We start from the raw sequence: 15,436 nt of genomic DNA on the forward strand, positions 1-15,436 counted from the left end.
TTTATTTTTTGAGCTTAGAACGAAGAAAGGAGGCCGCCTTTTGAGTGCCTTGAGCTCCTAGAGCGACGGCTCCACCTGCTACAGCTCCAGCTTTAGCAGCTCCACGAGACCCCATTGAGGTGAGGGTACGGGTCAAGCCACCACCGCCACCACCAGCCTCTACAATCCACCCTGAGACAGTCGGAACGGTTGTAAAGGCTACTAAGCCGATGATGTAGAAGATGATAATAAACCATGTGTCTGCACCCTCACCACTTTGTATGGCTAGCGTCTGAGCATTGCACATTTGTATTTCTATACTGTTGAGCATCACTTGTAAGATATTCGCGACAGGCAACCATAGAGACAGATGGATATAGCGTGCTATCCACGAGACTAATCCCTGCTGGAAGCCATCAAAAATGGCAAAAGCAAACACGATTGGTCCGAGAATAGTCAAGATCAAAATCATAAAGGAGGAAACTGTGTACAGGATAAGCTTAGCACACTCCATCACCCACTTGAGGAAGTCTCGCAAAAGATTGATGAACCAGCTTTTAACTTCGTACTTAGCGGTTTCCCAGTCTATCAGTGATGTAGGATCTTTGATTGCATCTACGGTCTTCTCTACAAAGCCTTTCTCGGATTGTTCAGCTTGTCGCTCGGCTTCCTTGCGAGCAAGCTCCTGCTTTTCGGCATCATCAAGAGACTTACGAGCTTGCTCTAGTTCGGAGCGGTTTGACTCAGCAACAGCCTCTGTGCTTTGCTGTATAGCTCCAACAACACTATCCATAAAACTGGTTACCCAAGAGAAGTTCATAATAAGTAATCCTATGACGAACGGACGCAAGAGCGGAAAAACATCTATTGGTTCAGCATTAGCCATTGACCGCCACACTCGATATGCAATATAGAGCAAGGCTCCTAAAGCACCTAGCGAGGTGGCTAGTGTCATATAGTTATTTAGATTAGCAGTTATAATAGCTTCTCTGACCTTGTCTAACTGCTCATATAGATTTACAAAGCTATCATTCATTACTTATAACCATTTAGCTTGTCAAATAGGCGTTGCGTCCCTGCTTCTTTGGCTCTGTACTCGCTTATACGATCGTATTTGTACACAATGCGATAAGCTTGATTACGGAGTGCGATTACTTCGTCGCAAAGGCGATCAATCATCATTAACTTCGATTCAGCAGTAAGATTAGGACGGCCATCATCTTTGCTTGGGGTATATCTTCCATAGTTGCCAATTTCACTAAGAACATCAGTAGCTTCACTAAGAGTCAAAGACAAAGCATCAAAACAACTCAACTTTTCGAAATCATAGAGATATTTGTTGTTGCGATACTTACGTAGTACTATGTCTGGAAGTCGGGATATATCTTTTAGAGCTTTTCCTGCGTCTTTGACCTGCTTAAGACCTTTTGAAAAATCCCTGATTTTACCATATGTAGCAAGAAGCTCTTCTGCCTCTTTCTTATACTGTTTGAGATCTTGCAAGGATTGCTCAATGGTTTTCGCAAGAATTGCAGGGTCGCTTACGACAAATTGAGCTTTAGCAGGTAGCCCTGCTCCAAGGAGGAGCAGAGCTGTAGTTATGACGGCTGTAAGCCATCGGACGTGATTACGTTTCATACAATTGAGGAATTAGTATTTGAAAGAAGGTGTGTTGATTATCAGTTGCAAGGACAAAGTCCTTTCCAGCTCTGCTCCTAAAGCGGAGCTGGAAAGGACTTTGTTATTGACCTTTATAATACCAACGACAAGTGACAATCGAAGATTTATTCTTTATGGGTATAGAAAGAACATTCGCAGGGTAGTCTGTATCAACTGGGGCTTGTTTCGCATCTAGTTCGGTTAAACGAAGTCCATTATAAGCCCACCCAGCTAACCCGATAGGTGTAATCTCTACTTGTGACTGAGTTGGTACAGCTACAATCTCATACGGAGGTATATCTGTGCTTTCACCTCCATAGCGAGCGAGTACTCTAAAGGGGCGATAAGGAGGCTTGACGTTTATATAACCATGCTCACTGCTTGTCTGCGTTTGGGAAGGATATGCGAGGTACGCAAATCCATTTGCAAGAGTGTAGCGCAGATTAAATGTAGGAGAGACTCCATCTACCTGCCAACTACGATTTGAATAACTCGTCCCAGCGTAAGTTAAAGTAGCTACTAAAGGACTCATCGCAGCCTCATCTAGAATGAAGCGAACTGATGTGCCAACTCGGACTTCTGGATAGGATATATCCCATTCTCCTTGAGGGGTTCGTGATGTTAACTCAGGGGTGAGTAGTTCACCATTTTCAGTCTCTACTTTAGGGAGAAACTTCTGAAAAAGCTCAAGATCCGATAACGTGTAATTAGAGTGTCTTTGGTATAGAGAAACGAGATCACTCCGTTGAAGCAAAAAATGAATACGACGCATTGGATTCTCTTCTGTAAAAGTAACCCGTATAGCAGTATTCTCTGAGACTACAAAACTCTTACTGGACAGGATATCCACTTTGTTTGCCGTCAGTGCCACTAGCTCCCAGCCATCGGCTGGTGTAGCCGATACTGTTAGCTCAGTACCTGCGGGTACTCGCTTGAGGTCCTTGGCTCCACGGACGATTAGCTCGCCCTCACCCTCTTGTGAAGTCTCAATGTTGTAGGTGTCATCGGCATTGATTGTCCACGTTGCCTCTTTGCTTACAGCTTTAGGGGCATCGTTGGTGATGGTTACTTTGACTGTATTGCCCACAAGCTGCTTGGCTTGGTAGGTCAAGCTAAGGTTCGTTAGAGACGAAAGCGGGATAGGGGTACCAGTCTTAACACGCTTTCCAAGGAAGTGAAGAGTGCCGAGAGTTTCGTCATAAGTAAAGCTAGCGCTATACTTAGTTGGACGAGGACACTCGACCTCTTGTTCTGAGACTAAGATCTGGGTGTTAACCAGCTGTTCCTCACGCTCTATATGAGCGTACGTGGGAGAGCAAGACACGGAAAAATCCATTTCTTGCTCTAGAGGCTTAAGGTCGTCCTGGCAACTGCTCGCAAACAGCAGAGCTGATAGAGACGCTAGGACGAAGAATAATGTTTTGATTGTTTGGATCATTGTATATGTTATTTAAGAGTGAATTATTTACGTGTTTAGTGTTTACTTACTTGCGCTTGAAGAAGCATATCACTTCCAGATAGTTCTCTAATGGATTGGTGCGGTCCGAACAATGCGCAAGAGGAAGTTGGGTCAGCACATAACTGCCAGCTAGTTCGGGGATGCTGGCTAGAATTGGATCACTGGAAGCGAGCGTTTCTATTTTGTCTTTCCTGAATGTCCCATCAATAGCTTTACCTACTGCATTAACGGTCGCATGAGAAAATATATAGTCTCTCAATGGCTGTTTTTGTTGTACTTGAAGAAAAGGTCTTATAACCCGAGACCAGTCTATATAGAAGAAATCACAACGAAAAAGACCCTCTGATTGTTCGGAGAGTGCAACTTCCGAAAAATCAAATTTCACTCGACGATAAATCTCATTCTCTTTCACGTGAACAGCCTCAATGTTTAAGTATTCCTTATACTGCTTGACAGGGATAGGAAGCTTCACCGTATCTTGATCTACCATAAGAATCTTAATGGAGCAGTTACGCTGATAATCATATTCGTTAGGAATGTGATCGGGGGTAGGAACGTCGGGTATCGGAGGTCGCTTCTTGAAGACTACCTTCACGACCGTGTTACTCGTCACTGTAAGGGTCTTACTGGCTGTAATATCCACACCATTAGCTGTTATAGACTTTAGCTCCCAGCCGTCGGCTGGCTCAGCGGTGATCGTCAGCTTAGTGCCTGGAACAAGATAACGAATGCTAGACAAAACATACTGTGCATCGTCAGGTCTTTCAGGCTTGTCTTGAAGAGTGTAAACGTTATTTTTTCTGGCATCATAAACCGTAACAGAAACTTTTCCTCGCCCATCCATAAACACCTTTGTGGAAAGCGTCCGCGCGCCAACCACCTTAAGAGTTGTATCCTCTGTTACCACAAAACTACGGCTCTTGAGTATGTCAGCACCATTAGCGGTCATAGAGGGAACGTAGAAATCCGCTGAATTAAAGTAAACCTTAACACTTAGCTTAGTGCCTGCTGGTACAGAAATGGCTTTACCTACTTCCAACTCTTTTTTATCACCATCAGGAAAAACGACCAAGACGCTAGCATCGCCCTCGCCCTCTTTGACGAGCGTGACCTTGTAGGTCTCTGGCGTCAGCTCCTTAAAGGTCGCTCGTACTATAGTATTCTCTGTGACTTCGAAGCTCTTGTCTTCGAGTATGTCCTCCTCGTTGGCGGTCAGCGTCACCAGCTCCCAGCCGTCGGCTGGCTTAGCGGTAACCGCTAGCTTGGTGTCAGGCTCAACCGCATCGAGGTCGTCGGCTCCTGTGATGGTGATTTCACCCTCACCCTCTTGCTCGGACTTGACCCAGTAAGTTTTATCCGCAAGAATGTTCCAAACAAGCTCTTTACTGAGCTTCTTAGGAGCATCGTTGCTAACGGTTACATCGACTTTGTTACCCACAAGCTTTTTAGCTTGATAAGTCAAGGATAAATCGGAGAGTGACGATAGCGGGATAGAGGTTCCACTCTGAATAGAATCTCCGAGGAAAAAGAGCGTGCCTGCCTCTTCGTCATAAGTAAAGCTGACGCTATACTTTGTCGGACGTGGACAGTCAACTTCTTCCTCGTTGATTAAGAGCTGGGTCGTGACCGTTGAGTCGCCCTTCACAATCTGAGACTGTTCAGTAGTCAGAGACGAGTCAAAGTTCACCGCCTGCTCTTTTACGGCTAGCTCTTTTACACAGCTAACAACCGTCAGTAATGCTGACAGTGTAGCTAAGGCGAGCCACAGGGGTTTAATTATCATTCTCATAGGCTATCATATTTATTATATGTCCTTTTTACGTTGTGCTTGAGCCATCTGGCGAATAGCTAACTCAATGTTTCCTCCGAGCTGTTCTGCAAGTCGCTGGACGGCTACTTTTTCTGTTGCTTCGGTTGTATAGGCGTAGTACTCCTCTAAGCTCACCTCTGTTGCATAGACGGCACTCACCATACCTCCTAAACCAAACCAAACCTCTTTGTAGAGACGGTTGGGATCGTTGTTCTGATTGATGGAGAGGATTTGCTCTTTCTCCTTATTGGTCAAGCCTAACGCATCTTGGATAGCGTCAAACTTGTTCATATACTTGCGCTGGTCAAGCAGTATCTTACAGTCGGAGTTGTTAATGATACTCTCACGCACGATTGGAGAGCGCAGAATATCATCAGGGTCTTGGGTTACCACAACTGCCTCTCCAAAGTGCTTACGCACGGTCTTGTAGAGGTACTTGATGAACTCAGCCATATTAGCACTGGAGATAGCTTTCCAAGCCTCCTCAATCACGATCATTTTGCGCTCGTCCTTCAGGCGACGCATCTTGTTGATGAAACTCTCCATAATGATGATGGTCACCACTGGGAAGAGGATCTTGTTATCCTTGATAGCGTCAATCTCAAAGACGACGAATCGCTTGCTCAGCAGGTCGATGTTGTCTGTTGAGTTGAGTAGGTAGTCGTACTCGCCACCTCGATAGTAGTGCTTGAGTGTGGTCAAGAGGTTGTCGATGTTGAAGTCCTCCCTTGTTACCTTTATTTCCCTACTGAGCAGATCTTGACGATACTCGTCAAGCATAAATTCGTAGTAGGTGTTGAAGCTGGGGACGATAGATCGATCCTCGGTAATCTTATTGATATAAGCTCCAATGGAGGCGAACAGCTCGCTGACCTCAGTCTTAGTCACTTTCTCATCTCCTGACTTCCACAAGGTGAGGATAAGGGTCGCCAAGCTCTCTTTCTTTTCTATATCGAAGACGTAGTCGTCGGTATAGAAGGGGTTGAAAGCAATGGGTGTCTCCTCTGTATAGGTATAGTAGATCCCATCCTCACCTTTGGTCTTGGCATGGATAAACTGACACAAGCCCTCGTAAGAGTTCCCTGTATCAATCAACAGTATGTGCGTTCCCTGCTCATAATACTGACGTACCATATGGTTACAGAAGAAAGACTTACCACTACCCGAAGGCCCCAAGATGAACTTGTTGCGGTTAGTGGTGATACCTTTCTTCATCGGCAGGTCGCTGATGTCTACGTGTATGGGTTTGCCCGACAAACGATCACACATCTTGATACCAAAGGGCGAGAGACTGTCCTTATAGTTGGTCTCGCCTGAGAATAGGCACAGCGCTGGCGGTATGAACGTCCAGTAGCTCTCCTCAGAGGGGAAATCACCTGCATTGCCAGGCATACCAGCCCAGTAAAGTGTGGCTGTGTCCACCGTATTGTGCCGTGGGGTGCAATCCATCGATGAGATAGCACTACCCACCATATTCTTGATGTCGGTCATCTCTCGCTCATTGTCACTCCAAGCCAAGACATTAAAGTGCGCTCGTATGGGGCTTATGCCCAGAGTTACCGATGTGTTGAGATAATCGTGTATCCACTCCTCATTGATAGCGTTAGCTCGTGAATAACGAGCTAGTGAGTGCATATTGCGGGCGGTACTTTCAAAGCGTTTTTTTGCCTCCTCACCATCTGGTATGAAGAGGTACTGGTTGTAAATGTGATTGCAAGAGAGAAGGAGACCTACGGGACTACTAAAGGACAAGCGACAACTACTCTTGTCGGTCGATAATTTCTCATAAGCCCTATCAGTACTTACACTGGTTGGTAAGTCCTCTGTGCTAGAGAGGGTGTGCAGACAGAGCATCTTGTCGCCTATCCGCACCTCTTTAGCACGTAGTGACAAGTCCTCTAGCGAGGCGGACTTGTCGCGCTCTAAGCTTAGATAGCGGTCTAAAAGACCTCGCTCATTATCCTTGCCTAGAAGCTCCTCCTCGGTGAGGCGGGCGATGCTAAACAAGCCTGAATCGTTGACAATGCGCTCAAACTGGTCTACAGCGTCTAAGAACGCACTGATACCCTCCTTGTCAGTCATCTCCTTTGGCACTAGTCGACCCTGCACAAGACTGGAGAAGTCGCTCTTCTGCGCCATACGCTGACGGGTTGTCTTGGTCAGGTAGAGATAACAGTCGTGATTGAGATAGGGACGCTCATTGAAGTGTCGCTCACTAGAACGGTCTAGAAAGCTCATCTGAGCGTCGCCTAGATGCTCAGCACGATAGGTCTCTGTCGTATACCAATCCTGCTTATGCACGATGCTATAGACGGGCAAGACCTTGATAGCCTTGCTCCAAGTACTATGTATTTGCTCATACTCCTCTTCTGTGATGGTGAAGAGTTCGGGCAGCTCCACCTTAAAGGCGACCGTCAGGTCGGCCTCCTTAGAGATGATGCAACCGTTCTCCACCGCAAGGAGCGGGAAGAGCCTCTCTAGAGTTCTTACTTTCGCAGTGTTGCGCATCTGAGCAAACTTCTAACTGTACGACGATGGATTAGGTAGTCGGGGTGCTTGGCAATCGCTCGGAGCTTCATCAAGCCGTGAGTGCCATACTTTTTATTCATCTTGAATACTGTATAGACCAAGACTGTCGCTAGTAGAGCTGAGATACCTACCATAAGCACAGACGGTACGCCAACGATGTTAAGGACAACAGCCACGAGGAAGACTCCTCCCAAGCCACACGCAAAAATGACGAGGTACTGAGACTTGAGCCCCTTGAACTCAATGGAAGCTCCAATGCCCTTATTGACTTCGTAGGTCATAGGAAAAAAGCTCGCAAGACGGTAGCTGAGATAACAAGGAAGATACAGGCTCCAAACCACGAAGCAGCGGTCTTGCCCGTGTCGGGGTCTCCTTGACTAAACTTTTGATATACTTTGATGGCTCCAATTAGACCAACGACAGCTCCGACAACATAAATGAGGGTCACTAACGGATCAAAGTATTGGGTCAACGCATCTGAGGCTTGCTTGAAGGCTGCGACTCCCGATGTCGCGGACTTTTGGGCTGATAAAACAGAGCTGGTGAGTATATAGAGCATTGGTGCTAAAAAGACCTTGACAGCTCTTGAGGGGCAAGATATAATGTTTCGTTTCATGAGTACTGGATTTATATTAAGCAGGATAACTTGACAACTGGCTGAGAGCTGCATTGACGGCTTGTTGTTTCTCAGACACCCCATCTAGCTTGTCCGACCTCCAGTTCTTTTGTTCTGATGGAGACATCGATGGATAGCGGTCAAGCTCATCGGTGCTAAATTCATTAGCACTTGATGGCGAGCGGTCGTAGCTATTCTCTAAAGGAGAGGAGGGGGACGTAATACCTAGCTGATCGCCAACTAGCTTCTCGACTTGATGGCGAGAGGCTAGACACTTTTTGTTTGGCTGACGGGGAACATCTGAAAAGTAGATGGAGATGTCTGTGTGGGGCTGCCCCACAATCTCCATATATCTACCTCTCGTTCGAGAGGTAGACGTACGCAGCGGCTTAGACGGCTTTGGCTGGTCTGCTGTGGGCTTACCAAAACGCTTACGAGGGTTTACGTCAGGTAGTCGGAGGCTGACATAAACAACAGCCAAGCCGATAAAGCCTATTATAGCAAGAACAAAAAGCGCATTCATAGCACTAACTACTAATACAGTCGGGTATGAGCGGTTGCTTGAGTCGCTTAGAAGTCTCAGTGTTGAGTATATCCTTATACTGAGTCAAGTGACTAAGAAGGATATTCTCCACATACCCACCCACGGTGCTTTCACCATCCCCTAGGTAGTTAAGTGTTCGCCTAATCATCAAGTAGACATCTTCATTAAGAGAGACGTTACATTTGCGATTGGAGAGGGACATACGTACGGGAGGTCGAAAAAATTCCGCAGAGTACTCTGAAAAGTTCTCTAAGGTGACAGTAGAGGTGTCTCTTTGTTCCGAATCTGTAGACATAGCTCGAATGGTTAAAGGTTCGCAGAAGACATCATTTCCGTTGCTACTGATAAGGGGAGCTTAGCACGTGCATCAGTACGAATGGGTGTGAGTAGCTGGTAAGCTAGCTCAGCGTTGTGTTCGTACTTGAGCAGGGCATTAGCATAGTTAAGAATAGCAACAGGATCTTTGGGGTACTGCTCATAAGCAGAACGTAGATAAGGCACGGGGCTAACACCTTGCTCCATCGCTTGCTCAGCTAGATAGAACAACTCGTTCTGCTTGAGCAGGAGAGGGTTCTTAGCATAGACGCTCGCTAGCTCGTCCGTACGAAAAGCTCCTACCTCGTAACTCATCGTAAAGGTGGTACGTCGCAACTGTGGATAGTAATCTGCTAGCAGATGTTTGTAGTTGCCTAGCTGGCACATAGACTTATCTCGCTTGACATCTGTGGGGACATCGTCTATGATGCGCAACACTTGAGACTTGTTGTCAAGAGTACTCTCAGAGACTAGCTGGCGTAGTCCAGACCAGTCCTCACCTTCACCTGACACCTTGACAGTGGCTACGAGGTTAGGGAAGCGACCCTGAACATAATCATAGAGAGCTTGCGCACGATACTCGCTCAAACGCTGATTGTAGTTAGCAGTTCCCTCTGGTGAGGCATAGCCAACAATAGCTAGCGAACTCAGTCGCACTCCCTCCTCTTGCTGAGAGGCAATGATAAAGCGGTTGAGACGCTCTAGCTCTGCTGAGTTCTCGCTAGTAAAAAGCAACTCGCTAGAATCGTAGGGAAAGCGGACATAGCTGTCAAAGCTCTTCTTGTACTCTTTGGACTGCTCGTCGGCTGGACGAATAAAGGTATACTCGTAGCGGCCGAAATTGTAAGTGTCTAGATGGACAGGCTCGCTCTGATAAGAGACGAGAGCTGAAGGGCAAGAAGCACAACCATAGCGCTGCATATAGAGTCGTAGCTCTCCATTACGCATCCACGGCTCAAAATCAATTTCGTAATGAGGTGCGATAATATCCCCCTTGCGGGCGTAAATTGACTCCACAGGGCGGTTGACTATTTCATAGACAACACCCTGAGCATTACGTAAGAGCTTGTTGCGCTGTATCTGCTTATGGCGACGATCGCCTACAACGTAGATGGGTGCGAGCTTTTGCTCTTTCTTACCATCACTAGAACGATAGATAGGATAGATGCAAAGAAGCTCCTGACTCTTGACCTTGCTGTAAGACGTGAGGTCTACATCTATAGTCAGAGCGTTAAGGTTACGCTGATAGCCAATCTTGTAGTCATGCCGTGATAGAGAGATTAGAGAGGTCTCTTCCAAAGGATAAGCCTGAGCCGACAAGACAAACAGACTGCCAAACAAGAGCGTGACAAATATAGATATATTACGAAGGTGTTTCATTGTTGTTCTGATTGATAGAGAGGTTACTTGAAGAAGAAGATGTAAGATAGCGTGGCTTTAGTCGGGCCAACATAATTGGCTGAAGCCTCGCTATTCTTATAGCCACACGCTGTACACTTGTTGTAGTCGACACGAGCATAACCTCCACCAACAGACAACTCAATAGAAGAGCGGGGAGATAAGACCCACTGATAACCGACACTGAGACCTCCTCCATAAAACCATCCGATATATCGCTGGTTCTTCATTATGGCGTTCTTGTTCTCTAACACAAAGGGGATATTAACGTGTCCTATACGAAACTGTCCTCCAAGAGCGTGTAACCCAAAGAAGAGTCCATTGAAGGATTCGCACGTCCAGTAGCGAACCTCACTTTGTGCTAGCCAGTGAGACCATTCAGGCAAACGGTCTTGCTTGCGAAAAACAAAGGTGTTGTTGCTGTACTGAGTGTCCAGCGTTATTCGATCTCCCAAGGAAAACTCTATCCCTAAGTTAGGAGCTAGTAGCGCATCATAAGCAAAGTTGTGCTTGATGGCGATTTTCTGTGCGTGCGAGATGCCGATCGTTGCAAAGCACAGAAGCAGTAAAGTGATAATCTTTCGTCTCATTTATTATAGGGTTGATTACTTGCTGAGAAAAGAAACAGTGTAGAAAAGACGAGCAACGGCATAACCAAAACAATGCGATGAAGAAGATGAAGAGATTTCCACCGAAGGGTCTTTTCCACCTCTGTTTCTAGTGCAAAGGTTCAAAGATCGGTGAGCTTTTTCAAGGGACGAGTAAATTGCGGTAAGTTGCGGTAAATCTTAGTAAGTCTAACCACTAGATTCTTACAAACAATGCCCCTACCTTTGCAATGCAACAAGCAATCAAGAGCAAACTTTCGCTCAAACAAACGAGCAAACACAACTAAAAAAACAACAGCACACTCTCACTTGATTATAAACAATCACTTTAAACCACACAAAAAGGATAGAGACGAAACGACTTTACCCACAAAGCGAACCACTCGGACAAGCGAATAGAACAAAAGAGAACACACAACGGGAAACGAAAAATCGAATGGAAAGCACAACACAACAAATAAACAGCACGGCAACAGCACACCCGCACTCTTGCACAGCAAGGCGGAAAAACAGAGCCAAAAGCGGAGCTCTTTTTAACAAGCTGAAGACTAACGAATGAAACAAAACGAAAACGGAGAGAACCACACCCCGTTGGACTTTGTCCGACAAGGGGTGGCTATAAAACGGAAAATGGGCAAGAAGTGTTTTTGTCGGACAAGGGAAATTTGCTCCGCAAAATTTCGCCTCCAAAAACACCTTGCCCTCACGGGAATCCAGCTCCAAAGTCGCATCTAGAAACAGATTAAAAAAAACAACTAAGAACAAACTGTCAAGCAAATGAACGAGGAGGGAAAAACAAAAACTCTCCCCAGCAAGTGGAATCGCTGGGACGTTAGGTTATCAAACCCTGAAGATCAAATAAGAGTTATTGAATCTTTTAAGCGGTCAGGGTGCGACACAAAGTCGGACTTTGTCCGAAAAATGATACTTAGAGAAGACTTTCGGGTAGTCAAAACCAACGGAGACCTTATTAAGTTCACCACAAAACTGACAGATTTCATTTTTGCGGTGAACAAAATTGGAGTGTTATACAACCAAGCCGTCAGGGCGATGAACAAATATCACTCAGAGGAAAAAGCTGAACAGTTGCTAAACAACGTGAGCAACCAACAGATGGAGCTTATGGATAAGCTCCTCGAAGTCATTAACCTTACAAAGGAACTGAAAGATGATTGTCAAAGTGAAGTCCCCTAAGTCCCTATTAAGGGTCTTAACCTACAACCTTAATAAGGTGGAACGTGGTGTTGGGGCGGTTCTTTATACCCAAGGGGTATACAATTCTATGGGACAGGTGCCGTCTCCTCAGGCTATCTACGAGGATATGATGATGCAGATACCCTCTAAAACGAGGGTGAAGAACATCGCTTTTTCTTGCTCGCTCAATCCTGACCCCTCGGAGACGCTATCTGATGAACAATATGTGCAGATAGCTCAAGAGTTTATGGAACGTATGGGATATGGTAGCCAACCTTTTGTTGTGGTCAAGCACTGGGATATTGCTCGACAACATATCCACATAGTATCTACGAGAGCAGATAAGCTGGGCAAAAAAATCTCAGACAAGCACGAAGGACGAAAAGCTCGCAAGGTCGTTGACGCTCTAGAGCGCAAATACAACCTTAAGCTAACAAAGCCTGACAAGGAAAAGACAGCAAAAAAGAAGCCTGTGGAACTAAAACAGGCAAAACCTATCAATGTCAAAGAGGGCAATGTTACAGAACAAGTATACAATGTGGCTCGACAAGTGGTGCAGAAAGGAGCTTTTACCTCTATTGGAGGTCTAAACGCTTTACTGGCTCCCTATAACTTGTCGGCTAAGTTCACCAAGTCCGAACGTAAAGGCAAGCAATACGACGGCATTGTGTACATACCTATGGAAGAAGGGAAGCCCGTGGCTCCCCCAATACCCTCTAAAGATTTAGGAAGAGGTGTAGGATATACAGCGGTCAAAACGGCTATGTACAAGTCGGGTAAGAAGTGCCAAGAGAAGGCGGAAGAGATGAGAGCTATTATCGCTAGCGTGATGATTACACGGCCAAAGACACTGGAAGAGTTTACAGACAAGCTCAAAGAAAATGGACTGGAACTAATGGCTAAGCGCAACGAGAATGGACGTATCTATGGGGCTACCTATGTGGACAGAAACGATATGGTTGCTATTAGCGGGTCAAAACTGGGTAGTGATTTTTCAGCTAACACGCTCAATGAACTATTCGGAACCACTCAAGAGAGCAATACAGACAGAGAAAAACAGACCGAGAGAACTCAGAGACGGAGGTACAGCTCGTCATCGCACCGACCAAATATAAGCGGGGAGGACTGGAAGGAGATAAGCTGGCAGAAGTACCTGAGACGCAAATACAACAAAATCAAATAACAAATAGAACAACAAGAAATATGGGACAAGAAGACGACCTAAGAGGACTAGCTAAAGTGATGGATTTCATACGAGCCGTTTCCATACTTTTCCTCATAATACATATCTACTGGTACTGCTACTCTGCTTGGGCGGAGATGGGCTGGACTGTGGGGTTGGTGGACAGATTACTGAAACAGTTTGACAGGGCTACAATCCTTTTCGCTTCACCGTGGGTAACTAAGGGTTTTTGCCTCCTCCTACTAGCACTATCTTGCTTAGGTACACGAGGGGTCAAGAACGAAAAATACACGTGGGGGCGCATATACAGCACGCTACTATTAGGACTAGTTTTGTTTACGGGGTCGTGGCTGATACGACAGCTGCCTATAACCCCGCTGATAACAAAAGCTGGGGTATATACCTTAGTTATATCGGCTGGATATGTTTTTCTGATGCTGGGAGGCACGTGGATTTCTCGCATTCTAAAGCAAAATGTAATGGACGACGTATTCAACGTGGAGAACGAGAGCTTTGAGCAGGAGCGTCAGCTGATGGTCAACGAGAACTCAGTCAACATACCTACGAAGTTTTACTACAAACAGAAGTGGAACGATGGTTGGATAAATGTGGTAAACCCGTATAGAGCTTCCATTGTGCTTGGAACACCTGGATCTGGTAAATCGTTTGCAGTAGTGAACAACTACATCAAACAGCAGATTGAAAAGGGATTTTCAATGTACATATACGACTATAAGTTTCCCGACCTATCGATCATTGCTTACAACCACTTGCTTAAGCACGCTGGTAAATATGATAAGCTACCGCAATTCTACATCATAAACTTTGACGACCCGCGCAGGAGCCATCGGTGCAACCCTATTGCCCCTGAGTTTATGAGTGATATATCGGACGCATACGAGAGTGCCTATACGATTATGCTTAACCTGAACCGCACGTGGATTCAAAAGCAGGGAGACTTCTTCGTAGAGTCACCTATCATTCTTTTTGCGGCCATCATTTGGTATCTCAAGATTTACGAGAATGGACTGTACTGTTCGTTTCCACACGCTATTGAGTTCCTTAACCAGCCGTACTCAGACATCTTTGAGATACTGATGAGCTATGATGAGCTGGCAAACTACTTAGCACCCTTTATGGACGCTTGGAAGGGGGGAGCGCAAGACCAGTTACAAGGTCAGCTCGCTTCAGCTAAAATCCCGCTCGCTCGTATGATTTCACCACAGCTTTACTGGGTGATGACGGGTAACGACTTTACACTGGACATTAATAACCCTGACGACCCAAAGGTGCTTGTCGTGGGCAACAACCCCGACAGACAGAATATCTACTCTGCGGCACTGGGTCTATACAACAGCCGTATCGTCAAACTGATTAACAAGAAGAAGATTAAGAACAAGGAGACAGGGGAGGAAAAGCGAACGCTCAAAAGCTCTGTTATCATTGATGAGTTACCTACAATCTATTTCCGTGGACTAGACAACTTGATTGCAACAGCTCGATCTAATCGTGTGGCGGTATGCCTAGGATTTCAGGACTTCTCACAGCTGGTCAGAGACTATGGTGATAAGGAGGCAAAGGTTATCCAAAACACGGTGGGTAACATCTTCTCGGGTCAGGTTGTTGGCGAAACGGCTAAATGGCTTTCGGAGCGGTTTGGCAAGGTACTACAACAGCGTCAATCAATCTCTATTAACCGCAACGACACCTCTACATCTATTTCTACACAGCTGGAGAGCATCATTCCTGCATCTAAAATCTCAGGACTGACACAGGGGTTCTTTGTGGGTGCCGTGGCTGATGAGTTTGACCAACGCATCGAGCAGAAGATTTTCAACGCTCAGATTGTGGTTGATGTGGCTAAAGTACAGGCGGAAGAGAAGGAGTACGTCAAGGAGATGCCACAGCTACTGCATAACCTTCGTGGCGAACAGCTCACGGACGATGAGCTTGACCAAATAATCAAAGCCAACTACACCAAAATCAAAAAGGATGTCCTGTCTATCGTTATCGTGGAGAAAGCTCGAATAGCTAAAGAACAGGAAATGGCAACGGCATAGCAGTTGCACTCAAACTACAAAGATGTAGCCCTCTTAACATCGTTAAGGGGGCTACGTCTTTGAATGATAGCTCAAACAGAAA

At 45.9% G+C, this 15,436-nt stretch carries 14 protein-coding genes; 3 read left to right on the forward strand and 11 right to left on the reverse strand.

Annotated elements, in window-relative coordinates; translation table 11 throughout:
• Position 1: 1 nt before the first annotated feature.
• The 11 genes from L215_RS0106825 to L215_RS0106870 form a co-directional block, all read right to left on the reverse strand.
• Positions 2–1,015, reverse strand: a complete 1,014-nt coding sequence (locus tag L215_RS0106825; RefSeq protein ID WP_025882708.1) for a TraJ family protein — start codon at positions 1,013–1,015, stop codon at positions 2–4.
• Complete coding sequence (locus L215_RS0106830; protein WP_027451535.1) at positions 1,015–1,617, reverse strand: hypothetical protein; 603 nt, start codon at positions 1,615–1,617, stop codon at positions 1,015–1,017. Before L215_RS0106830 ends, L215_RS0106825 begins: the two co-directional genes overlap by 1 nt.
• A 103-nt stretch (positions 1,618–1,720) precedes the next feature.
• Positions 1,721–3,076: a hypothetical protein gene (locus L215_RS0106835; RefSeq protein WP_025882711.1), complete on the reverse strand. Its 1,356-nt coding sequence runs from the start codon at positions 3,074–3,076 to the stop codon at positions 1,721–1,723.
• Positions 3,077–3,122: 46 nt separating this feature from the next.
• On the reverse strand, positions 3,123–4,886 hold the full coding sequence (locus L215_RS09630; RefSeq protein WP_027451536.1) for an InlB B-repeat-containing protein: 1,764 nt from the start codon (positions 4,884–4,886) through the stop codon (positions 3,123–3,125).
• Between the two features lie 15 nt (positions 4,887–4,901).
• Positions 4,902–7,415 carry a TraG family conjugative transposon ATPase gene (locus tag L215_RS0106845; protein WP_025882714.1) on the reverse strand — a complete coding sequence of 838 codons (2,514 nt, stop codon included), beginning with the start codon at positions 7,413–7,415 and terminating at the stop codon, positions 4,902–4,904.
• Positions 7,394–7,717 (reverse strand): DUF4133 domain-containing protein, encoded by a 324-nt coding sequence (locus L215_RS0106850; RefSeq protein ID WP_025882716.1) that lies wholly within the window; start codon positions 7,715–7,717, stop codon positions 7,394–7,396. Before L215_RS0106850 ends, L215_RS0106845 begins: the two co-directional genes overlap by 22 nt.
• Positions 7,714–8,052: a DUF4134 domain-containing protein gene (locus L215_RS0106855; RefSeq protein ID WP_036871648.1), complete on the reverse strand. Its 339-nt coding sequence runs from the start codon at positions 8,050–8,052 to the stop codon at positions 7,714–7,716. Before L215_RS0106855 ends, L215_RS0106850 begins: the two co-directional genes overlap by 4 nt.
• Before the next feature lie 16 nt (positions 8,053–8,068).
• Positions 8,069–8,575 (reverse strand): hypothetical protein, encoded by a 507-nt coding sequence (locus L215_RS09420; RefSeq protein ID WP_044111877.1) that lies wholly within the window; start codon positions 8,573–8,575, stop codon positions 8,069–8,071.
• Between the two features lie 4 nt (positions 8,576–8,579).
• Positions 8,580–8,891 (reverse strand): DUF3408 domain-containing protein, encoded by a 312-nt coding sequence (locus L215_RS10435; protein ID WP_025882722.1) that lies wholly within the window; start codon positions 8,889–8,891, stop codon positions 8,580–8,582.
• 11 nt (positions 8,892–8,902) lie between these two features.
• Positions 8,903–10,291, reverse strand: a complete 1,389-nt coding sequence (locus L215_RS09425) for a DUF3868 domain-containing protein (protein WP_025882723.1) — start codon at positions 10,289–10,291, stop codon at positions 8,903–8,905.
• A 23-nt stretch (positions 10,292–10,314) separates the two neighbouring features.
• Positions 10,315–10,899 carry a DUF3575 domain-containing protein gene (locus L215_RS0106870; RefSeq protein ID WP_025882725.1) on the reverse strand — a complete coding sequence of 195 codons (585 nt, stop codon included), beginning with the start codon at positions 10,897–10,899 and terminating at the stop codon, positions 10,315–10,317.
• A 795-nt stretch (positions 10,900–11,694) separates the two neighbouring features.
• On the opposite strand from L215_RS0106870, the gene L215_RS0106880 reads away from it, so the two are divergent.
• From L215_RS0106880 to mobC, 3 genes are read left to right on the forward strand one after another with little or no spacing between them, the layout of a single operon-like run.
• A complete protein-coding gene (locus L215_RS0106880; RefSeq protein WP_025882727.1) occupies positions 11,695–12,111 on the forward strand; it encodes a plasmid mobilization protein in 417 nt (138 codons plus the stop codon).
• A complete protein-coding gene (locus tag L215_RS0106885; RefSeq protein WP_025882729.1) occupies positions 12,086–13,294 on the forward strand; it encodes a relaxase/mobilization nuclease domain-containing protein in 1,209 nt (402 codons plus the stop codon). Before L215_RS0106880 ends, L215_RS0106885 begins: the two co-directional genes overlap by 26 nt.
• Positions 13,295–13,314: 20 nt before the next feature.
• Positions 13,315–15,354 (forward strand): conjugal transfer protein MobC, encoded by a 2,040-nt coding sequence (mobC, locus tag L215_RS0106890; RefSeq protein WP_025882730.1) that lies wholly within the window; start codon positions 13,315–13,317, stop codon positions 15,352–15,354.
• Positions 15,355–15,436 lie beyond the last annotated feature (82 nt).

This window comes from Porphyromonas uenonis DSM 23387 = JCM 13868 (assembly GCF_000482365.1).
In the GTDB taxonomy this organism is placed as follows: Bacteria; Bacteroidota; Bacteroidia; order Bacteroidales; family Porphyromonadaceae; genus Porphyromonas; species Porphyromonas uenonis.